Raw genomic sequence first — 21,164 nt, 5'->3', positions numbered from 1 at the left:
GCAAATGACGACAACTGCCACTGTGCCGCGGGTCTCCGGCGGCGAGGAAAAGCATGGCCATCTCGAGGAATTCCGCACCGACCCAATCGGTCTGATGAAACGTGTCCGCGAGGAGTGCGGTGACGTCGGCTGGTTCCAGCTGGTCGACAAGCACGTCATCCTGCTCTCCGGCGCCGGGGCCAACGAATTCTTCTTCCGCTCCGCGGACGAGGATCTCGACCAGGCCGAGGCCTACCCGTTCATGACGCCGATCTTCGGCAAGGGTGTGGTGTTCGACGCCAGCCCCGAGCGGCGCAAGGAGATGCTGCACAACTCGGCGCTGCGAGGCGAGCAGATGAAGGGCCACGCCACCACCATCGAGGGCGAAGTCAAGAAGATGATCGCCAACTGGGGCGAGGAAGGCGAGATCGAGCTACTCGACTTCTTCGCCGAGCTGACCATCTACACCTCGACCGCCTGCCTGATCGGGTTGAAGTTCCGCGAGCAACTCGATCATCGGTTCGCCGAGTACTACCACGAACTCGAGCGCGGCACCGACCCGCTGTGCTACGTCGATCCGTACCTGCCGATCGAGAGCTTCCAGCGCCGCGACGAGGCCCGCGTGAAACTCGTTGCGCTGGTGCAGGAGATCATGGACCACCGGCTGGCCAATCCGCCGAAGGACAAGGCCGACCGCGACATGCTCGACGTGCTCGTCTCGATCAAAGACGAAGAGGGCAAACCCCGCTTCTCCGCCGACGAGGTCACCGGGATGTTCATCTCGCTGATGTTCGCGGGGCACCACACCAGTTCGGGGACCTCGGCGTGGACGTTGATCGAGTTGATTCGCCACCCCGACGTCTACGCCGACGTGCTGGCCGAACTCGAGGAGCTCTACGCCGACGGTCAGGAGGTGAGTTTCCATGCGTTGCGGTCGATTCCGAAACTGGACAACGTGGTCAAGGAGACGCTGCGGCTGCACCCGCCGCTGATCATCCTGATGCGGGTGGCCAAGGGCGAGTTCGAGGTCGAGGGCTTCGGAATTCTCGACGGTGACTTCGTCGCGGCATCCCCGGCGATCTCGAATCGGATTCCCGAGGACTTCCCCGACCCGGACGCGTTCAAGCCGGACCGCTACAACAAGCCCGAGCAGGCCGACATCGTCAACCGGTGGACCTGGATCCCGTTCGGCGCGGGCCGGCACCGCTGCGTCGGCGCAGCTTTCGCCCAGATGCAGATCAAGGCGATCTTCTCGGTTTTGTTGCGCGAGTATGAATTCGAGATGGCACAGCCGGCAGACAGCTATCACAACGACCACTCCAAGATGGTCGTGCAGCTTGCCCGGCCGGCCAAGGTGCGCTACCGCAAGCGCAGCGCGTAAGGAGTAAGTCCGATGGGCGGGTTCAGAATCGAAGCGGATCTGGATTTGTGTCAGGGCCACGCCATGTGCGAACTGGAGGCGCCGGACTACTTCCGGGTGCCTAAGCGGGGCAAGGTCGAGGTCGTCGACCCCGAACCCCCCGAAGACGCCCGCGAAGAAGTCGAGCGCGCGGTCGATATGTGCCCAACACAAGCACTATTCATCAAAGAGAAGGAAGATTGACCCATGAATTCACAGGCGTCACACTCGCGTGCAGACCTCGAGGCATGGGTCGACCGTTGGCTGCAGGTCAACAGGGATTGCGAAAAGGCCGGTGACTGGAAGCCGCTGGCCGACTTCTACACCGAAGATGCCACGTACGGCTGGAACATCGGCCCCAAGGAAGACGTGATGTGCGTGGGCGTCGACGAGATCCGCGACGTCGCCCTGTGCCTGGAGATGGAGGGCCTGGAGAACTGGGTGTACGAGTACCAGAAGGTGCTCATCGACGAGAAGCAGGGCGAGATCGTCGGCTTCTGGAAACAGATCGTCAACAAGACCGACGGTACCCAGGACGAGATCTACGGCATCGGCGGCAGCTGGTTCCGCCTCAACAGCGAGCGGCTCATCGAGTGGCAGCGCGACTTCTTCGACTTCGGCCACGTCGCGTACATGTTCGGCAAGCTCATCGAGTCCGGGGACCTGAGCGACGGCATGCAGAAGCGCATCGAGCGAAGCATCGCCGGCGAAAAGCTACCCGGCTACTACCCGCTTGGCGAGGCACCGGTCCCTATCTGGTGAGAGCTGAGCTCAATCGCGACGACCCGCTACGCCCGGCTACGCCGCGCTTGCGATCGCCGCTGAGCTCAATGGCGACGACCCGCTACGCCCGGCTACGCCGCGCTTGCGATCGCCGCTGGGCTCAATGGCGACGACCCGCTACGCCCGGCTACGCCGCGCTTGCGATCGCCGCTGGAGCCAACCAAGCATTTGATTTGTTGCACGCGCTATGCTGGCGCGACAAGGGTGCCTGTGGCACTCGTCACCTAGCTGACCGGCATGAAGGGGCCGGTCAGCTCTGATCGATTCAAAGGCGAAATGGGGTCAGGACCATCGTGAAGACAAAAGGCGCACTGATCTGGGAGTTCAACCAGCCCTGGTCTATCGAGGAAATCGAGATCGGCGACCCGCAAGCGCATGAGGTCAAGATCCAGATGGAAGCGGCGGGCATGTGCCACTCCGACCATCACCTGGTCACCGGGGGCATCCCGATGGCCGGTTTCCCGGTGCTGGGCGGCCACGAGGGCGCGGGCATCGTCACCGAGGTCGGCCCGGGCGTGGAAGACATCGAGCCGGGTGACCACGTGGTGCTGTCGTTCATCCCGTCGTGTGGGCAGTGTCCGACCTGTCAGGCGGGTATGCGCAACCTGTGCGACCTGGGCGCCGGCCTGCTGGGCGGCGCCGCGGTGTCCGACGGCACCTTCCGCATCCAGGCCCGCGGCCAGAACGTCTTCCCCATGACGCTGCTGGGCACGTTCTGCCCCTACATGGTCGTGCACCGCAGCTCAGTGGTGAAGATCGACCCGTCCGTCCCGTTCGAGGTCGCCGCGCTGGTCGGCTGCGGCGTCACCACCGGCTACGGTTCGTCGGTCCGCACCGCCGACATCCGCCCGGGCCAGGACGTCGCCATCGTCGGCGTCGGCGGGGTCGGCATGGCGGCACTGCAGGGCGCGGTCAACGCCGGCGCCCGCTACATCTTCGCGATCGACCCGGTCGAGTGGAAGCGTGACCAAGCGCTCAAGTTCGGCGCCACCCACGTCTATCCCGACATCATGGCCGCGATGGCGGGCATGGCTGAGGTCACCTACGGTCTGATGGCCCACAAGGTCGTAGTCACCGTGGGCGAGCTGCATGGCGCCGACATCGACAACTACTTGAACATCACGCAAAAGGGCGGCACCTGCGTGCTGACCGCCATCGGCAGCCTGCTCGACACCAACGTCAACCTGAACCTGGCGATGCTGACCCTGATGCAGAAGAACCTGCAGGGCACCATCTTCGGCGGCGGCAACCCGCAGTACGACATCCCGCAGCTGCTGTCGATGTACAAGGCCGGCAAGCTGAACCTGGATGACATGATCACCCGCCAGTACAAGCTGGAGCAGATCAACGACGGCTACCAGGACATGCTGGACGGCAAGAACATTCGCGGCGTCATCCGGTTCACCGACGCCGACCGGTAAACACCTATCAGCCGCGTCCGTTCAGTGACCGGCTTCGGCCACCTCATGGCGCCGGGACGAATCGGCGCCATGAGCGTGCGCAACCGCCTGGTCATGTCCTCAATGGAGACGATGTATGGCACGCCGGATGGGCTGCCTTCGGAGCGCACCCGTGACTACTTCGCGGCACGCGCTTGCGGCGGTGTCGGCCTGATCACGTTGGGCGCCAACGGGGTTGACCATCACCACGCAGCGACTCCGGCGCACCGCGTGCGCCATTTGGGAAGACAGGAGAAACCACGATGACCCAAACCGCCCAATCCCCCGCACTGACCGCGTCGCAGTCGTCTTGGCGTTGCGCGCAAGGCAAGGACCGGGAGGGCTGGCTGGCGCTGATGACCGACGATGTCGTCATCGAGGACCCGATCGGCAAATCGGTCACCAACCCCGACGGCAGCGGTGTGCGCGGCAAGGAAGCGGTGGGCGCCTTCTTCGACAACAACATCGCGCAGAACCAGCTGACCATCACCTGCGAGGAGACCTTCCCGTCGAGCTCGCCCGACGAGATCGCCCATATTCTGGTGCTGCAGAGCAAGTTTGAAGGTGGAATCACCAGCAAGGTCCGCGGCGTGTTCACATACAAGGTCAACGAAGCCGGACTGATCACCAACATGCGCGGGTACTGGAACCTCGACGTCATGGAGTTCGGCAAGGAGGGCTGACACGGGCTGCGGCCGGCCCGTCAGACCGGCGCACCTATGCTGGGGCCCATGGCGTCGATCTTCACCAAGATCATCAACCGTGAACTTCCCGGCCGCTTCGTCTACGAGGACGACGACGTCGTCGCGTTCCTGACGATTGAGCCGATGACGCAGGGGCACACGCTCGTCGTGCCGCGCGTCGAGATCGACAACTGGCAGGACGTCGACGGGTCGGCGTTCGCCCGGGTCATGTCCGTGAGCCAGTTGATCGGCAAGGCGGTGTGCAAGGCCTTCAGAACGGAGCGGTCCGGCCTGATCATCGCCGGGCTAGAGGTGCCGCATCTGCACGTGCACGTCTTTCCCACCCGCAGCCTGAGTGACTTCGGCTTCGCCAACGTCGACCGCAACCCGTCGGCGGAATCGCTGGACGAGGCGCAGACCAGGATCAAGGCGGCGCTGGCTCAGTTGGCGTGAACCGGCTCGTGCGCCGGCACGTCACTGATGCGAGGCAGCGTCACCCGGAAGCGGCAGCCTTCGCCGGGCGCGGTGGTCACGCTGACAAGACCGCCGTGCGCGCGCACCAACGACTCGACGATGGATAGCCCCAGGCCGGTACCGCCGCTAGCCCGTGCCCGCGACGAATCGGTCCGATAGAACCGCTCGAAGACGCGCGACGCGTCCTCCTGGTTCATGCCGGGTCCCTGGTCGGCCACTTCGAGCACCGCGTTGTCGCCGTCGGTGCCCACCCGCACGGTGACGTCGGCGCTTTCCGGGGTGTGCTGCACAGCGTTGGCGACGAGATTGCTCAACACCTGGCGGATCCGGGCTTCATCACCGAGCACCTCCGGGGTGCCGGGACCATCGAGGACCTCCATGGTGATGGTGCGCCCCGGGTCCATCGCCTGCCCGTCATGCACGGCATCGCTGGCCAGCGCCAGCAGATCCACCCGATGGTGTTCGAGGGGGCGTTGCACGTCGAGGCGGGCCAGCAGCAGCAAGTCGTCGACCAGCAGGCCCATCCGGGAAGCCTCGTTTTCGATTCGCGACAACAGCATCGCGACGTCGCGGGCGGCGCCCTGGCGATACAGCTCGGCGAAACCCCGGATGGTGGTCAGCGGGGTGCGCAGTTCGTGGCTGGCGTCGGTGATGAACCGCCGCATCCGGTCCTCGGAGCCGCGGGCCTTCTCCGCTGAGGACTCCGAGGACGCCAGCGCTTGCTGAATCTGCGCGAGCATCCCGTTGAGGGCCTGGGACAGCCGGCCCACCTCAGTCCGCGGATCTCGTTCTGGCACACGGCGATCCAACTGGCCGGAAGCGATGGCTGCGGCCGTCTGTTCGACCTCGACCAGCGGCCGCAGGCTGCGCTGCACCACCGCGAAGCTGGCGATTCCGACCACCGCCAGCACCGCCGCCCCGATGCCCATCTGCAACCAGACCAGCGAGGTGAGCGTGTGCTGGACGTCGGACAGGTCGATCGCGACCGTGGTCAACCCGTGCGGACCGTGCACCGAGACGGCCCGCCACTGAATGTCTGAGCCGTTCACGGACGGTAGCGTCGTCGGGTTGGGGCCCACGTCGTTGTCGGCCGGTAGCGCAGGTTCCGCATTGCGGTCGTTTATGGCGGTGAACGGCGTGCCGTCGGTGCTGACGCCACGCACATAGAACTTCGACGGCGGCCGGCCCGGGTCGGGACCGTCGAAGGGCGATTGCCGCCGCGGGGCCTGCGCCCAGCCGCGGGACGCGTCGAGCAGTGTGGAGTCGATGCGGCTGACCAGGCTGTGCCGCAGGATGGACGTCACCGCGATGCCGGAAACGGCGAGGCCGCAGGCGACCAGGGCCAGGGTGGCGGCGACGAGCCCTATCCGGAGGGGCAACCCACGTCGAGGCTTGGTGACCATCTACCTGCTTCTTCGCTATCGCTGCTCACCGTGGGGCGGCTCAGCGCGGTTCCCGCAATACATAACCCACTCCGCGCAGGGTGTGCAGCAGCCGCTTTTCCCCGGTATCGATCTTGCGACGCAGATACGACACGTAGGACTCGACGACATTGACATCACCTCCGAAGTCGTAGCGCCACACGTGGTCGAGGATCTTCGGTTTGCTCAACACCGTGCCGGCATTGATCACAAAGTAACGCAGGAGCGTGAATTCGGTCGGCGACAGCGATACCGGCCGACCCGCCTTCCACACCTCGTGGGTTTCCTCGTCGAGCTCGATGTCGGCGAAAGTGAGGCGCGCGCTGTGCGGTTCGGCCCCCGCTTTGCCGGCACGGCGGAGGATGACCCGCAACCGGGCAACGACCTCTTCGAGACTGAACGGCTTCGTCACGTAGTCGTCGCCGCCCAGCGTCAGGCCGGCGATCTTGTCCTGCAGGGAATCCCGGGCGGTCAAAAACAGTGCGGGGGCGTCGATGCCGTCGGCGCGCAGCCGCCGCAGCACCCCGAACCCGTCCATGCCCGGCATCATCACGTCGAGGATCACCGCGTCGGGACGCGCCTCGCGCGCCCGATCCAGGGCTTGGGCGCCGTTGGTTGCCGTGTAGACCTCGAACCCCTGAAATTTCAGACTTACCGAGAGCAGCTCGACGATGTTGGCTTCATCGTCGACGACGAGGACGCGAGCCTCGGATTTCGTGTCAGTGGGGGTTGCCGATGTCATCAGATGCTCATGTCCCTTACTTGAACGTTTGCTATGTGAAGGTTGTGCGCTTCCTGAAAGCTCAGTGCCAACGGACTGATAGTAGTCTGCCAGGATTCATCGCATTGCCTTGGGAAGTAAAGCCCTTACCCTGTCTGCGTCGCGAATAGACTCTTGGAATGAACCTCACCAGAAGCATCGTGTCGGCTGCGACCGCCCCCGCCCGGGTGGGACTGGCCGCCGCGGACGCGAGTTTGAGCGTCGCGAGCGCGGCCGTCGGCGTGGCGAAGCGGGCTGTGGGTGAGAGCGGGACCGCCGGAACCACCGCGATGACGTCCCTGCTGGGGATCGACGACGCGATCGTCCGGGCCAACCGACTGGCCAGGCTGCTCGACGACGACGCCCCGCTGGGCCGGGCCGTGGCCACGGACGGCCCGATCGACCGCCTGCTGCGCCCGGGCGGGGTGGTCGACATGCTGACGTCGGAGGGTGGCCTGCTCGACCGCCTGACCGCCGAGGGCGGCGCCCTGCAGCGCACGCTGCAGCCCGGCGGCCTGGCCGATCAGCTGGTCGCCGAAGACGGTCTGATCGAGCGGCTGCTGGCCGAGGACGGCCTGGCCGACCGGCTGCTCAGCGAGGGCGGGCTTATCGACAAGCTGACGGCAAAAAACGGGCCGCTGGATCAGCTCACCGACCTGGCCGACACCCTGGCTCGACTGACGCCCGGGATGGAGGCACTCGAGCCCGCCATCGCCACCCTGCAAGACGCCGTCATCGCGCTCACCATGGTGGTCAACCCGCTGAGCAACATTGCCGACCGGATTCCGCTGCCGGGGCGGCGGCGTCCCTCGTCGCGGGCAGTGCGCTCAGCGGGCGTGATCGACAGCGACGGGTGACCGATTAGGCTGGGTCCGGTTTTACCCCGCCTCCTTAGCTCAGTGGTAGAGCACTCGCCTTGTAAGCGAGCGGTCGTCAGTTCAATCCTGACAGGGGGCTCTGAAACATGAGACGCAACATTCCCGCTAGACGTTTTCGTTTGCTAACGGCCTAATGGAGTCTGGCGCACATCGCAGCGGTGCTGGCGTGGGTCTTGTACATCCCCAGGGCGGTTTCGAGTCAGCCGGTCGCAGCGAAGGTACTGACCGCGCTGTTGGACAAGCTGCGTTCAGCGTCGGCGCGCGGTTCCCGAGGCCGCCTGGCGGCCGAGAGCACGATGACTGACGTATCCACTTCGGGAAGGCAGAAGTAGCACAGACCGCGCACGAGCTGGGGATAGCTGCACTCGGGACAGAGATCAGGACAAAGCAACTCACTCGTCATGACATCGATGGTCAGGCCGACCGGTTCCCCCGCGCCACGTCGGCGGGAAAAGGGTATGCATGTGCCACAAAACCGTTGCGCAATCGATTCTTGTCGGTCGCACCGGCGGCTAGAACCGCTCCAGAATCCCTGTCATGGGAATGTAAACGCCTGGGTTGCAACGAGAGGCTTCCCCTCATCAGCCTCAATCATCAAAAGCATTAGTAGGCCATCCGGGTCCAGCCTCATCTTGTGAGCCTTTTTATTCCAAAAAAAGTTCGCCCAATTTGCGCAGTATTTGACACGTGCTTAAAGAAAATGGATAGCATCAGCTAGCCGGCGGTAGTTAGCCGCCTCGGCTGTCCCGACCAGCAGAAAGGCGCGATCAATGAAGACGAAGAGCACCAAGAAAATGCTGAAAGCTGCCGCAGTGGTCGCGGTTCTGACCGGTGTGATGCTGGGGTCGTCGGGCTGCATAACGATCGACCTCCCGACCGCCCCAATCGGAAAGGCGTATTAACGGCGCCTGGCCGATAAACGCCCGGCGTAATCAATGACCGAGGCGGAATCCCAATGGTTAGCTCAGCCGCTGCTAATCATTGCGTGATCCGCCCGCTGGTTGGTCATTGACTCGATGACGGCCACCTTCCGCGCCGCCGCGGTTGCGAGTGCGTGCTCAAATTCGCGACCAATTGGCGAGCCGCGGCGCAAATTCGGGATGACTGCGCTCATCGGGATTTCCGGGTGCCGAGGTGGTTCAGCGGCCGGGTTTCGGCCCCTGCATGAGGTGGCGTGTTGCGAACTAAATTGACGGGGTAGTTGTGGCCACAAAACGGTCGACTAGCGAGGTGAGGTCGTAGTAGTCGCGCCAGCGCGTTAATTCGTCCGTCGTCATCGACATCAAGACGCCGACCACTTCGTGATCGATGGGCTTGCCTTCGATGACAAATCGTTCCTCGCGCTCGACCATCACCGCGCCGCGGTGCGTAGTAAGGGTTTTGAGTTCAACGATGGTGCTCGGGACCATCGCCACCTGTGTTGCGAATTCCGTTCTGATGGCTTGAAAGCCGCGGTGTGCTCCTCTGGGGCCGTCGAATGATTCGATAGGCAGTCGCGGCACCATCTCGCGGGCGCACGAAAACTCGACTGTGAACGGGACCTGTAGCGACGGCCGAGCCAGTCCTCTTGTGCCCGTTGGTTTTAGCTACAGTTCCCCCGCGTCGAAGGCTTTCTTGACTTCCACCGCATGCGCCACCTGCTGCGCACTGTAGCCGATGAGCAGCCCCACCCCGCAGACCAGCAAGGCCACCCCGGCCAGCCACCTCAGACCGTAGGTGTAGCCGTGGTCCAGCGCATGCAACTGGGCGGCGTTCATGAACTTCACTGGCCCGGTGGTGCCGCCGAGTTGCAGCGTGCGCCAGGTGATGACGCCCTGGATCACCGCCAGCACCACCGGACCGCCGAGACGGGACAGCATGAGCGAGATCGCCGATATAGGCCCAATCTGGTCCAAACCGACGCTGGCGATCAGCGAAAGCGCAAGCGGCACATTGATCACACCGATGCCGATACCGGAAATAACAAGGGGCACAACCAAATTCGGGAAGTATGGGATGCCACGGTGGAGTGTCGAGGCGTACAGCACCGCGCCCAGCACGAGCAGGCCACCGATGATCACCACCACCCTCGGCGGGAACGACATCACCAACCGCGACGACGCGCCCGCCCCAACGCCCACCGCGACGGCGAACGGAATGAATGCCACGCCCGCGCGCAACGTGCTGTAGCCCATGATGTCCTGCACATACACGCCGATCAGCAGGGTCAGGGTGAACATAACCCCACCGGCCAGAAACATGGCCGCAAACATGGCCAGCCGGTTGCGGTCAGAGAACAAGTTAAACGGCACCACGGGGTTCTCAGCCCTGCGCTCCACCACCACGAACGCCACGAGAGCGCCCAGGGCCACCACACCCGAACCGATCGTGACGGGTGACAGCCAGCCCTTCTCCGGCCCCATCGAGAAGCCGAGCACCGCCGCGGTAAAGACCAACGTGGCCAACCCTGCGCCAGCCGCGTCGAGCTTTGTCCGCTCCTTCTGCGTTTCCCGCAGCGCGGTGTAGGCCAGATAAAGCACCACCAGCCCGATCGGCACGTTCACCAAAAACACCAACCGCCACGACACCTCCGTGAGCAAGCCGCCCACCACCAGACCCAGCACCGAACTGAGACCGCCGATCGCGCCCAACACCGCCATCGCAGCGTTGCGCAAACGCCCCTTCGCGAAGGTCGTTGCTACCAGCGCCATGCCGGTCGGCGCGATGATCGCGGCGGACACGCCCTGCAGCAGCCGCGCCAAAACGAGGACGCCCCCGTTCCAGGCGATGCCGCAAATCGCTGAGACGATTGTGAACAGCGCTACGCCGACGATGAAGGCGCGCTTGCGCCCGATGGTGTCACCGAGGCGGCCGCCCAGCAGTACCAGCCCGCCAAAGGTCAGCACGTACCCGGTGATCACCCAGCTCCGTCCGGCATCAGACAGGCCCAGCTCATTCTGAATCCTAGGAAGGGCGACGACCGCGATCATGCCGTCCATCGTGGCCATCAGCTGCATGCCGCCGATCGCGATAACCGCGGCGACAAACCAGCGAGGCGGCAGCCTCGACGAGAGGTCTCTGTTGGTACGGCCTGGGGTGGTCGGTTTGACGGGCATCGGGCTCGTTTCGCGCGTTGTGTCGTCCAGTGATGTACTGCCACTCTGCATCAGTGAGAGTCGGCTTAGCGGCACCCTACGGAATCTGAAGAGTTGTTATCCGCAAATCTGACCAGATAAACATTTTCGGTCACCGGGTAAGCCCGATTAATCGCCCTATTGACCGCTCGCAGTGAACTAGTTGATACCCGCTGGGCAGTGGAACTGACCTCCGCACAGCCAGCACTGCTGCTGGACCGTTGGTGGCGGCTGAGCAGACCGTGCTCTTCGAGCTCGTCCAGGGCGCGCACCCGCCCGGTCGCGGCCGAAACCGCCTCCAGCTTTCCGTCGGCTCGGCGTTGACAGCGCCACCCGCGCCCCACTCCTGCCCAACGCCCGTCCGGCCCCGAAGGACGCGCCCCGCCTGCAGGAAATATGGGCTCCCGCGCCGACTAGCCCAGCTGGTCTACAACGCACCTGAGACCACGTCGGTCCAGCGGTGAACTCGCTGGCCACTACCTCGTCGACGCCGAAATCCTCGCCCACACCGAGGACCAACTAACCATGACCAATTAGCGCCCGCGCCCCCGGAGGCGGCCGCGCTGGTGTGTGGGGGGCGCTGACGCCCCGCCGACCCATCTGATGGACACGTCCCCCGGCACGGCCGCCAGCGCGGCCGGCTCCGGGTGGGAAGTCGTCCCACCCCGATTCGATGAACCGCGTTTTTGCAATGGAATGGCTTACTCAACCGGAGTGAACTCGAGGTGCAATTCCTTGAGGCGCCTGAACAAGAAGGTGCGGTCCCATTTGAGCCGACGATCGCCTGCCGGACCGTGCTCGGCTTCTGAAAGCCGGATGTCGGCCATCCGGTCGAGGATTCGCTCCAAACTCACCCGCACTTCGGCGCGGGCAATCGGGGCACCCGGACAAGTGTGGATACCACGGCCAAATGCAATGTGTTGCAATATATTTGGGCGCTCGAGGCGGAATTCGCTCGGCTTGTCGAACCGTCCTGGATCGCGGTTTGCCGCGCCATTCATTACAAGTACGCTGGTGCCGGCTTGCACATCGACGTTGCCGATCCTGGTGGTGCGCCGCGCCATGCGGAAGTTCGATTTGATTGGACTCTCGAAGCGCAGCATTTCCTCGATGAACGCGGGGATCTTTGAGCGGTCCTCGCGCAGCTGCTCTTGCAAGTCCGGTCGCTCCGCCAGCATTAGCATTGCGAGACTCAGCAGATCGATCGTGGTGCCGTGGCCGGCGGCGAACATGAACGTGGCAACGCGGGCAACGTCAATCGCGGCGGGTGTCGTGCCATCGGGAAACTTTGCCAGCGCAAGCTCGGTGAGCACATCGTCGCGCGGCGTGCGCCGACGATCCTCAATGTACTCGACGAACCAATCCTCTTTCACGCCAACGAAGCCGCTACGTTCGCCTTCGAGCCTGCTGGCTGTCGCAGCGCGGCGGAATCGCTCATGGTCGGCCTCGGGCACGCCCAGCAGATTGGTAATCGCGACGAGCGTGAACGGAAAGTTGTAGTCGATGACGATCTCGCACTTGCCCTGCGCGACGAAGCAGTCGAGTTGCTCGTCGGCCAGACGCCACAGGAAATCCTCGTTGTTCTTCAGCTGCTTCGGCGTAAACAATCTGTTCAACAGCGAGCGGTGCGCGGTGTGTCTGGGAGGATCAAACGTTATGAAGTAGTCGCCGAACGTAACCCTGTGGCGGTGCTGTTCGATCAGATTTGAAACGTCGACACTGTCGGTTGCTCTTGGAATACCGGACCACGGTCCACTGACAATATTGCACACCGAAAAGTTCTGTTCGGCGTCGCGTTGCACGGCGACAGCCTCTTCATACCCCGAGACCATCACCACGCCGTGCGCTGGCTCACGCCATACTGGGCAACGACGGATCGCGTCGTAGTAGCCGTACGGGTCATCGACGAGCGACTTGTCGGTAAAGAAATCCAGGTTTTCGGGTCCGCTCAATCCGCCTCCATCGCCTAGCAGTACAAGAAATGTTAAGCGCCTCGGCACAGGTACCGAAATAGCCGCCTAAAACCCCATGGGAAGAGGCGTAACCCGAGTCCGGCGAGACCATCGGCCAGCGCGTAGCGCCTACCGGCGCGCGGGCGCACGACTTCGCGCGCCGTCACATCGGCGGTCGCCTCGCGCCGGCTGAGCCCGCTCGAGACGCAGCAGCGACAGGTCGAGGCCCACTGCGCCGAGCCAACGCGGTCTGCCGGCAGAACCTGCCGCCCGTCACACGCCGACCGGTTGGGACTATCCAGGCTCCGCCGTCGAGGCTCGACGTCGACTCTGCCAGCGTTCTCGGCGCTGCTGAGGAATTGGGCCAGGGGGATTGTGCTCGAGCGGCTGATGCTTCACTGGGTAAGGACGCCGTTGCCGAAGGGCCGCCGACTTCGTGATTGCCAACACGGCGCAAAAGCTGCCTCACGGCCCACTTGGGCTTGCTCGTAGCTATAGCTCTGTCAGGTTTTGGGCTTGCGCCACTGCGACCTGATTAAGTTCGGCGTACAGGTCATGGCGCGCTTCTGTTCTGCCGCAGCTTTTCCAGTCCCGCGACTGCGCGCCTGAGGAGGCTGATAGCTTCCTCTTCGATTCCATGCCGCTTTAGAAAAGCGGCCGCTGACATGCCGTCCTTTTCGTCAGTGAGACGACATGCCGAAGATCGGCGAATCGTTTTATGGCGTGTCCTTTGCTTACGTTGCCAAATCGCTTACTTACGATGCCAAATCGCGCCGGACGTACCCGTACACTCCGAGCCCAGTGAGGATCGCGCCGATGAGCAGCAGAATGCTAGTGGCCGCCCAATTGGGCGGCGTGTCGGGTACGGGCGCGAGGTGCGCCCACGGCGACAGGTTGACAACCCAGCGAGGGGCGTTCGTGGTCTGCATGATCACGTTCACCAGAAATCCGCCCACAACCGGCAGTGCACCGATTGCGCCGGCGGCGGATGGTAGCCACCCGACGCCCACCGTGGCGGCCCCGGCGGCGAGCAATGCCACCGGAAGTGAATTCAGCGCACCCGCCAGTGAATCGCTCAACTGCAGTGGGGTGCCGGTGATTTTGGCACCGCTCCAAAGGGCGACTGCGGCTGAGCAATGCAGGGCAACTATCCCGCCAACCGTGATCGCCATCTCAGTGCACAACAGACGTACGCGCGAAACTGGCTGGGCGAAGAGCAGGGTCCACCGCCCGGCCTTTTCGTCGACAACCATCGCGGCAAGACGCATTGCGGCGTACAGCCCGGTTGGGACTGCGAGCACACCGAACATAGCCGCAGCGACGACATACAACTCATGGCCGCGCAGCCCGGCGGCCGCGGCGAGTTCAGCGAACCGCCGGTTGTTTTCGATCAACTCGAGAAGATAGGCGAGCATCGCGCCGACCAGAAAGAAGTATGCGGCGATGCCCATCGCCCACCCCAGCGTGGTCCGCGCAGTCCGCCGAAGCGCGAACCCGCCGATCGACTGCAACAATCGGGTTCGTGGAGCACGGGTGTCCGGCACCGCCACAATCCCGTCGCCCAAATCGCGTTGACCGACCGCGAAGAGGGCCGCAGCGGCCAGCACGATCGGAAACGCGCCCAACACCATCAGTGGAGCGATTCGATTATCGGCGTATGGCGCCGAGCGGGCTGTCAGCCCGAACGGCGTCGCCCATGCCAACCATGCCAGTTGATGCGAGCCATCGGCGATCATGCGCAGCATCACGCCAACGCCCATAGCTGCGACCGTGAGTCCCGTGGCACCGGATCGCGTCGGCATCACTTGTGCGGCGAGCAGAGCTGTTGTCGCAAAAGTCAAAACAACACCCGTGATCCCCGCTGCATGGATCACTGCCCCGGTCAGTTCAGTACGGGCCGCCAATAGGCCCGCCGCGACGGCCGCGCCGATCAGCGTCGCGGAACCAACGAGGGCGGCCAGGTAGCGGACAACCACATCAGCCATTCGCAGGCGTCCCGCAAGGAGCAGATCCCACCGCCGGCCATCCTCCTCACCGCGAGTAAAACGTGTGGCGGCAAGCATGATCCATACGCTCGCGAGTAGCGAAACGGTTGTGCCGGTGCGCCACACAGTAAAACCGCCAGGATCGTCGAGAGCGACCGGTGGCCCCGCCAACGTCCTTATGGCGGGATTCTCAGCAAGGGCGCGCACACCTGATGCATCCAGCACGTGGTTAATCAGCCGGTATTGGCTGGCGGCCAGCACCGACATTCCCCCGCAGATTAAGGCGACCACCACGGCACCAAGGCGAAGCTGGCGCACAGCTAGCCGGCTCACAGTCCGGCCCGGCCCGAGTTGCGGCCCGCCGGCCACCCTCGAACCGGGCGGCGAGGCGGTGGTCATCGTGCAGCTTCTCCGTAATAGGCGAGAAAAATCTCCTCGAGTGTCGGTTCGTGCATAGTGAGCGCGGTAATGTCGGCTGTGGCGAGCGCTCGAAGCGCGGCGATCGGCGATCCAGTCAAGTTGAACCGCAACCGCTTACCGTCCAACCGCTCGACACTCGACACACCGGCGACATGCTCCAGGCAAGGTTGAACGCCGTGATAGGACACCTCGACCACGGTCCGGTGCAACCGCCGTAAGTCAGCGATGCTGTCAACTTCCACGAGTCGCCCGGCACGTAGGATTGCAACGCGGTCGCATATGGCTTCTACCTCGGCCAGCTGATGAGAGCTGAGGAAAACCGTCTGGCCTCGCTCGCGTGCTTCTGCGACACAGCCGCGAAACTTTCGCTCCATCAACGGGTCCATGCCGCTTGTAGGCTCATCGAGCACCAGAAGCGGAGCCCGTCTCGCGAATGCTGCGACAAGGGCAACCTTCTGCCGGTTGCCGGTCGAGTATGTCCTGGCTGGCTTGTCGAGCTCGAGATCGAAACGGTCGACCAACTCGTCGCGGTAGGCCGCGTCGACACCGGCGCCCACGCAGCCAAGCAGCTCAAGGATTTCGGCGCCCGTCAGCCCTGGCCACAGCGCGACATCAGCGGGCACGTATGCGATGTGACGATGGGACCGACGGACGTCAGCCGCAGGGCAACCGAAGATCTCCGCAGTGCCTGCCGTGGAGCGAATCAATCCGAGCAGCAGGCGGATCGTCGTCGACTTGCCTGCGCCGTTGGGGCCGAGGAACCCGAACACCTCGCCGGGGGCGACGGTCATACTCAGGTCCTCGACGGCGACGACGCGCCCGAACCGTTTGGTCAGACCCTCGACCTGGATAGCGGGGCTAAAAGCGGTGTGCATCGGGGATTCCACGCCCTGAGGGTAAGTCACCTGCCCTGCAGGGTTCTCTCATTGCAGGGTCTTCGGGCGCTGAGGATTCCTATTAGCCCGGCTTTGCTGAACTATTCAGCAAAGGGGTGAGGCATGTCCGAATGCAGTATTGGCGAGCGCCGAATGTTCTTCTTTCGGAAGGGCTTCATGTCCCCCGGATACGGCAACGCTACAAGCCGACAAATCGCCAGAGCGATAGTGAGGGAAGCGCAAACGGCACAATCCTGTGGCACGGCACCGGCGGGGGCCGAAGTCTCAGGGTTTTATCAGGAACTTTGCCGAAACGCCGGACCGACGTTGTCGGCGGCAGTAGGGTTGGCATCGCCTGACTCATGTCCGCGCGGGGCGGATGGCGGGGAGCCTAGGCAAAGGCAAGTTCATCTTCAGGGTGGGTAGATGGATGCAACTCATGGCCAAGCCCTTCCGCTCACGCATGGGCAATTAGACATCTGGCTTGCGCAGGAAGCGGGTCGCTTCGCTGCGAGGTGGCAGATGGGCGAGCTTTTGCGCATCGAGGGCAGGGTAGACCCTGGTTTGCTTGAGCGTGCGATCGTTCATGTGGTGCGCGAGGCCGAACCGCTTAGAGCTGCCTTTTTCGAAGTGGACGGCCAGGTTTTCCAAAAGACGGTTGATTATCCGGATGTTGAGCTTTCTTGCTATGACCTAATGGGCTCGCAGGATCCTGTCCAGGAAGCCTATCGGCTGACATCCTCGATTCAGCGCACGCTGATGCCGCTTAGTGGACCGCTGTTTAAATTTGCGTTGTTTCAGACGCGAGTGGATGAATTTTATTGGTTCTTGTGCTGGCACCATATAGTGGCGGACGGGGTCGGCCTTGCTCTTGTTTGTCATCGGATCGCAGACGTCTATTCTGCAATGGCTTCGGACGTATCCATTCCGCCTGCTTTTTTTGGGCCGCTGAGTGATCTGATTGCTTGCGAGTTAGAATACGATGCGTCCACCGATTATCTCGACGACCAGGCTTATTGGACCAAGAATCTGCCGCCGGAAAGCGAACCGCGTTTTCGTTTGCCCGCCGCGGACGGGCGTGATCCCTATGAGTCCTCTGTACCAGTTGAATTGGACCCTGTCGTCGTGGCCGGGATGCAGGCGTTGTCGCGGGCATTGGGGGTGCGTCGCTCGTCGGTGATTACAGCGGCGTGCGCGCTGCTGGTGCGTGGGTTCGACGTCGAGAGTTCAGAGGTGGTGCTCGATTTTGCGGTAAGCAGGCGCGTGCGTCCGGAAATACAGATGGTGCCAGGCATGGTTTCCGGCAACGTCCCACTCGTGTTGAGAGCTTCGCCGGGGTCTGCAGTGGCTGGTTTTTGTGAACATGTCGACACTCGACTGCGGGAAGCGCTGCAGCATCAGCGGTTCCCGGTGCGCCGTGTTGAGAATGAAACACGTCTCCGCGGCTCCGGGCACGCGTCCAATCGGGTAATTGTTAATTACATTCCCACTACGCATTTGTTGGATTTTGCTGATGCTCCGGCATTGGCGACCCTGACCCATACTAACCTCGTCGATCAGTGTGGACTGTTCTTTTATAGGGACGATGATCGGGTTTTTCTCAGCACGGCGGGTGCTGGGCAATTGTTTTCGGATTGTGATATCCGCGATTTAGTGAAGCGCTTGGAGCGGGTGCTGGCGGCGATGAGCGCCGACCCGACCCGGCCGCTGTCGTCGGTGGATCCGCTCGATGAGGCTGACCATGCCCGGTTAGATGAGCTCGGTAACCGGGCCGTGTTGAGCAAGCCCCTGACCGCGCCGGCGTCGATTCCGGTGTTGTTCGCCGCGCGGGTGGCCCAGACACCGGATGCGGTGGCGCTGATGTGCGAGGGGTGTTCGCGGACTTATCGCGAGCTGGATGAGGCCGCTAATCGGTTGGCCCACCTGTTGGCCGGCCAGGGTGTGGGCCCGGGAGCCTGCGTGGCGCTGCTGGCGGAGCGTTCGGCCGAGGCGGTCATGGGGATGTTGGCGGTGCTCAAGACCGGGGCGGCGTATCTACCGATCGACCCTGCGGTGCCGACGGCCCGTATGCGGTTCGTGCTCGAGGATGCCGCGCCGACCGCCGCTCTCACGACCACCGGGCTGGCCAGCCGGCTCGATAGCGCCGGGCTGACCGTCATCGATCTCAGCGATCCCCGCATTGAGACTCAGCCCAGCACCGCGTTGCCGGCGCCGGCCCACGATGACATCGCCTACCTGATCTACACCTCGGGCACCACCGGTGTGCCGAAGGGGGTGGCCATCACCCACCACAACGTGACCCAGTTGATGGGGTCGTTGGATGCTGGCCTGCCGGCGGCGGGGGTGTGGCCGCTGTGTCATTCGTTGGCCTTCGACGTGTCCGTGTGGGAGATCTTCGGTGCGCTGCTGCGCGGTGGGCGGCTGGTGGTGGTGCCCGAATCCATCGCGAGCTCACCGGAAGACTTCCGCGAGGTGCTGGTCGCCGAGCAGGTCAGCGTGCTGACCCAGACGCCGTCGGCCGTGGCGATGCTCTCGGGTAAGGGTTTGGAGTCGGCAGCATTGGTGATGGCGGGTGAGGCCTGCCCGGTCGAGGTAGTGGATCGGTGGGCGCCGGGGCGGGTGATGGTCAATGCCTATGGCCCCACCGAGACCACGATGTGCGTGGCGATCAGTGCGCCGTTGACGGCGGGCTCGGAGGTGGTGCCCGTCGGTGCCCCAGTACCAGGGGCGGCGTTGTTTGTGCTGGACGGGTGGTTGCGGGCGGTGCCGGCCGGTGGGGTCGGTGAGTTGTATGTTGCCGGTCGCGGCGTGGGCGTGGGGTATGTGGGTCGGGCGGGGTTGTCCGGGTCGCGGTTTGTGGCGTGTCCGTTCGGGGGTCCGGGGACTCGGATGTATCGAACCGGGGATTTGGTGCGTTGGGGTACTGGTGGGCAGCTGCAGTATCTGGGGCGCGCCGATGAGCAGGTCAAGGTTCGCGGGTATCGCATCGAGCTTGGCGAAATCCAAAGCGCCCTAGCGAGTTTGGCTGGAGTGGAGCAGGCGGCGGTGATCGCCCGTGAGGACCGCCCCGGCGACAAACGCCTGGTCGGCTATGTCACCGGCACCGCGGACCCAGCCGAGATACGCGTGGAGCTGGGCGAGCGGCTCCCGCCGTATATGGTGCCGGCCGCGGTGGTGGTAATTGATGCGCTGCCGCTGACACCCAACGGCAAACTGGACACCCGCGCCCTGCCGACACCGGAGTCCCAGGATGTTGATGGTTACCGGGCCCCGGGCAGCGCCGTCGAGGAGATCCTGGCCGGCATCTACGGCGACGTGCTGGGACTCGAGCGGGTCGGGGTCGATGACTCGTTCTTCGACCTGGGTGGGGATTCGCTGTTGGCGATGCGCCTGTTCGCGGCGATCAACATTGCACTGGACGCCGACCTTTCGGTACCCACCGTGTTCGAGGCGCCCACGGTGGCCCAGTTGGCGTGTCGTGTCGGTGTGGGTTCGCGGCGGCGTGAGCCGCTGGTAGCGGTGGCGCGGCCGGCGGTGGTGCCGTTGTCGTATGCCCAGCAGCGGTTGTGGTTCATCGACCAGTTGCAGGGGCCGTCACCGGTCTACAACATGGCGACCGCGCTGCGGCTGCGCGGCAAGCTTGACGCCGAGGCGCTGGGTGCAGCGCTGACCGATGTGGCTGGCCGCCATGAAAGCCTGCGCACACTGTTTGTGGCACCCGAGGGGATACCCCAGCAGGTAATTGTCCCTGTAGAGCGGGTCGACTTCGGGCGCGATGTGATTGATGCCAGTGCCTGGTCGGCTAGCCGGCTGGACGAGGCCATCGGCGCGGCGGCGCGCCACAGTTTTGATTTGGCGTCGGAGATCCCTTTGCGGGCAACACTTTTCCGTCTAGGTGATGAGGATCATGTACTGGTGCCAGTGGTGCACCATATCGCCGCCGATGGCTGGTCGATCGCTCCGTTGTTGCGTGATCTGGGTATCGCTTATGCCAGCCGGTGTGCCGGGCACGCCCCGGATTGGGCGCCGTTGCCGGTGCAGTACGTGGATTACACGTTGTGGCAGCGCGCATTGTTGGGTGATCTGGCCGATGCCGAGAGCCCTATCGCCGCGCAGCTGGCGTATTGGGAGCAGGCGTTGGCCGGGTTGCCCGAGCGGCTGACGCTGCCCACCGATCGGCCTTATCCGTTGGCGGCCGATCAGCGTGGGGCCCGTGTGGTCGTGGACTGGCCGGCGGAGTTGCAGCAGCGGGTGCGCGAGATGGGTCGGGAGCACAACGCGACCAGTTTTATGGTTATCCAGGCCGCCTTGGCGATGCTGTTGGCCAAGCTCAGCGGCAGTGCCGATGTGGCGGTGGGGTTCCCGATCGCCGGACGCGGTGATGCGGCGCTCGATGAACTGGTCGGGTTCTTCGTCAACACCTTGGTGCTGCGCATCGAGCTGACAGGTGAGTTGACCGTCGCTGAGTTGTTGGCCCAGGTGCGGGCCCGCAGCCTGGCCGCCTACGAGCATCAAGACGTCCCCTTCGAGGTGCTGGTCGAGCGGCTCAACCCGTCTAGGTCGTTGGCTCATCATCCCCTGATCCAGGTGATGGTGAGCTGGCAGTATGCGGGAAACAGCGATCCCGCTGCGGAGCTGGTATTGAAGGACCTTCGTCTCGGTTCGCTGCCGGTGGAGACCCAGACTGCCCGCATGGATTTGGCGTTTTCTTTGGCCGAACGCTTCACCGAGGCTGGTGAGCCCGCCGGCATCGGCGGAACAGTGGAGTTTCGTACCGATGTGTTCGAGGCCGCCAGCATCGAGGCGTTCATTGCGCGGCTACAGCGGGTGTTGGTGGCGATGACCGTCGACCCGACCCGGCGGTTGTCGTCGGTGGATGTGCTCGATGAGTCCGAGCGGGCCCGGTTGGAGGAGCTTGGTAACCGGGCGGTGTTGACCCAGCCGGGGACCGCGCCGATGTCGGTTCCGGTCTTGTTCGCCGCGCAGGTGGCGCGCACGCCGGA

The 21,164-nt window shown here is 63.9% G+C and carries 17 protein-coding genes and 1 tRNA gene; 10 read left to right on the top strand and 8 right to left on the bottom strand.

What is annotated here, in order from left to right:
* Positions 1-4 precede the first annotated feature (4 nt).
* From cyp51 to VFW69_RS12735, 7 genes are all read left to right on the top strand, one after another.
* The gene (cyp51, locus tag VFW69_RS12765) at positions 5-1,360 is read left to right on the top strand and encodes a lanosterol 14-alpha demethylase (protein WP_526501758.1); all 1,356 of its coding nucleotides are present in this window, start codon (positions 5-7) and stop codon (positions 1,358-1,360) included.
* Between the two features lie 12 nt (positions 1,361-1,372).
* Positions 1,373-1,582, top strand: a complete 210-nt coding sequence (fdx, locus tag VFW69_RS12760; RefSeq protein WP_526501756.1) for a ferredoxin Fdx — start codon at positions 1,373-1,375, stop codon at positions 1,580-1,582.
* 3 nt (positions 1,583-1,585) lie between these two features.
* Positions 1,586-2,140: a nuclear transport factor 2-like protein gene (locus VFW69_RS12755; protein WP_526501754.1), complete on the top strand. Its 555-nt coding sequence runs from the start codon at positions 1,586-1,588 to the stop codon at positions 2,138-2,140.
* 314 nt (positions 2,141-2,454) lie between these two features.
* Complete coding sequence (locus VFW69_RS12750; protein WP_526501752.1) at positions 2,455-3,582, top strand: NDMA-dependent alcohol dehydrogenase; 1,128 nt, start codon at positions 2,455-2,457, stop codon at positions 3,580-3,582.
* A gap of 45 nt (positions 3,583-3,627) precedes the next feature.
* The gene (locus VFW69_RS12745; protein WP_526501839.1) at positions 3,628-3,867 is read left to right on the top strand and encodes an oxidoreductase; all 240 of its coding nucleotides are present in this window, start codon (positions 3,628-3,630) and stop codon (positions 3,865-3,867) included.
* On the top strand, positions 3,864-4,283 hold the full coding sequence (locus VFW69_RS12740) for a nuclear transport factor 2 family protein (protein WP_526501750.1): 420 nt from the start codon (positions 3,864-3,866) through the stop codon (positions 4,281-4,283). Before VFW69_RS12745 ends, VFW69_RS12740 begins: the two co-directional genes overlap by 4 nt.
* A gap of 48 nt (positions 4,284-4,331) precedes the next feature.
* Complete coding sequence (locus VFW69_RS12735; RefSeq protein ID WP_526501748.1) at positions 4,332-4,736, top strand: HIT family protein; 405 nt, start codon at positions 4,332-4,334, stop codon at positions 4,734-4,736.
* Here the strand turns inward: VFW69_RS12735 and VFW69_RS12730 are convergent.
* Together VFW69_RS12730 and VFW69_RS12725 are read right to left on the bottom strand one after the other, a co-directional pair.
* Positions 4,724-6,160 carry a sensor histidine kinase gene (locus tag VFW69_RS12730; protein ID WP_526501746.1) on the bottom strand — a complete coding sequence of 479 codons (1,437 nt, stop codon included), beginning with the start codon at positions 6,158-6,160 and terminating at the stop codon, positions 4,724-4,726. The two genes, VFW69_RS12735 and VFW69_RS12730, sit on opposite strands and share 13 nt — an antisense overlap.
* A gap of 40 nt (positions 6,161-6,200) precedes the next feature.
* Positions 6,201-6,920, bottom strand: a complete 720-nt coding sequence (locus tag VFW69_RS12725) for a response regulator transcription factor (RefSeq protein WP_526501744.1) — start codon at positions 6,918-6,920, stop codon at positions 6,201-6,203.
* A 158-nt stretch (positions 6,921-7,078) separates the two neighbouring features.
* On the opposite strand from VFW69_RS12725, the gene VFW69_RS12720 reads away from it, so the two are divergent.
* Positions 7,079-7,795 carry a hypothetical protein gene (locus VFW69_RS12720; protein WP_526501742.1) on the top strand — a complete coding sequence of 239 codons (717 nt, stop codon included), beginning with the start codon at positions 7,079-7,081 and terminating at the stop codon, positions 7,793-7,795.
* 28 nt (positions 7,796-7,823) lie between these two features.
* Positions 7,824-7,895, top strand: a tRNA-Thr gene (locus VFW69_RS12715).
* 612 nt (positions 7,896-8,507) lie between these two features.
* On the opposite strand, the gene VFW69_RS12710 is transcribed toward VFW69_RS12715, so the two are convergent.
* From VFW69_RS12710 to VFW69_RS12685, 6 genes are all read right to left on the bottom strand, one after another.
* On the bottom strand, positions 8,508-8,675 hold the full coding sequence (locus tag VFW69_RS12710) for a hypothetical protein (RefSeq protein ID WP_526501740.1): 168 nt from the start codon (positions 8,673-8,675) through the stop codon (positions 8,508-8,510).
* Positions 8,676-9,000: 325 nt separating this feature from the next.
* Positions 9,001-9,231 (bottom strand): limonene-1,2-epoxide hydrolase family protein, encoded by a 231-nt coding sequence (locus tag VFW69_RS12705; protein ID WP_526501738.1) that lies wholly within the window; start codon positions 9,229-9,231, stop codon positions 9,001-9,003.
* 171 nt (positions 9,232-9,402) lie between these two features.
* Positions 9,403-10,911 (bottom strand): MFS transporter, encoded by a 1,509-nt coding sequence (locus VFW69_RS12700; protein WP_526501736.1) that lies wholly within the window; start codon positions 10,909-10,911, stop codon positions 9,403-9,405.
* A 719-nt stretch (positions 10,912-11,630) separates the two neighbouring features.
* On the bottom strand, positions 11,631-12,881 hold the full coding sequence (locus VFW69_RS12695) for a cytochrome P450 (protein ID WP_526501734.1): 1,251 nt from the start codon (positions 12,879-12,881) through the stop codon (positions 11,631-11,633).
* A 755-nt stretch (positions 12,882-13,636) separates the two neighbouring features.
* Positions 13,637-15,133, bottom strand: a complete 1,497-nt coding sequence (locus tag VFW69_RS12690; RefSeq protein WP_526501732.1) for an efflux permease Rv1217c-related protein — start codon at positions 15,131-15,133, stop codon at positions 13,637-13,639.
* 128 nt (positions 15,134-15,261) lie between these two features.
* A complete protein-coding gene (locus VFW69_RS12685) occupies positions 15,262-16,161 on the bottom strand; it encodes an ABC transporter ATP-binding protein (RefSeq protein ID WP_526501837.1) in 900 nt (299 codons plus the stop codon).
* A gap of 426 nt (positions 16,162-16,587) precedes the next feature.
* Here VFW69_RS12685 and VFW69_RS12680 point away from each other — a divergent pair.
* Positions 16,588-21,164: non-ribosomal peptide synthetase (locus VFW69_RS12680; protein WP_526501730.1), on the top strand; the 4,577-nt coding region annotated here is incomplete at its 3' end.

Origin of the sequence: Mycobacterium sp., from assembly GCF_036273375.1 — a bacterium.
Classification (GTDB): Bacteria; Actinomycetota; Actinomycetes; order Mycobacteriales; family Mycobacteriaceae; genus Mycobacterium.
The sequence above is the reverse complement of the archived record's forward strand: the minus strand, read 5'-3'. Positions and strand labels throughout refer to the sequence as shown.

Coding starts and splice junctions, on each gene's coding strand:
- cyp51 (WP_526501758.1), top strand. CDS start 5: ATGACGACAACTGCCACTGTGCCGCGGGTCTCCGGCGGCGAGGAAAAG.
- fdx (WP_526501756.1), top strand. CDS start 1,373: ATGGGCGGGTTCAGAATCGAAGCGGATCTGGATTTGTGTCAGGGCCAC.
- VFW69_RS12755 (WP_526501754.1), top strand. CDS start 1,586: ATGAATTCACAGGCGTCACACTCGCGTGCAGACCTCGAGGCATGGGTC.
- VFW69_RS12745 (WP_526501839.1), top strand. CDS start 3,628: ATGGCGCCGGGACGAATCGGCGCCATGAGCGTGCGCAACCGCCTGGTC.
- VFW69_RS12740 (WP_526501750.1), top strand. CDS start 3,864: ATGACCCAAACCGCCCAATCCCCCGCACTGACCGCGTCGCAGTCGTCT.
- VFW69_RS12735 (WP_526501748.1), top strand. CDS start 4,332: ATGGCGTCGATCTTCACCAAGATCATCAACCGTGAACTTCCCGGCCGC.
- VFW69_RS12730 (WP_526501746.1), bottom strand. CDS start 6,160: ATGGTCACCAAGCCTCGACGTGGGTTGCCCCTCCGGATAGGGCTCGTC.
- VFW69_RS12725 (WP_526501744.1), bottom strand. CDS start 6,920: ATGACATCGGCAACCCCCACTGACACGAAATCCGAGGCTCGCGTCCTC.
- VFW69_RS12720 (WP_526501742.1), top strand. CDS start 7,079: ATGAACCTCACCAGAAGCATCGTGTCGGCTGCGACCGCCCCCGCCCGG.
- VFW69_RS12710 (WP_526501740.1), bottom strand. CDS start 8,675: ATGCAGCCCGACGACCCCAGCATCACACCGGTCAGAACCGCGACCACT.
- VFW69_RS12700 (WP_526501736.1), bottom strand. CDS start 10,911: ATGCCCGTCAAACCGACCACCCCAGGCCGTACCAACAGAGACCTCTCG.
- VFW69_RS12690 (WP_526501732.1), bottom strand. CDS start 15,133: ATGTCGGTGCTGGCCGCCAGCCAATACCGGCTGATTAACCACGTGCTG.
- VFW69_RS12685 (WP_526501837.1), bottom strand. CDS start 16,161: ATGCACACCGCTTTTAGCCCCGCTATCCAGGTCGAGGGTCTGACCAAA.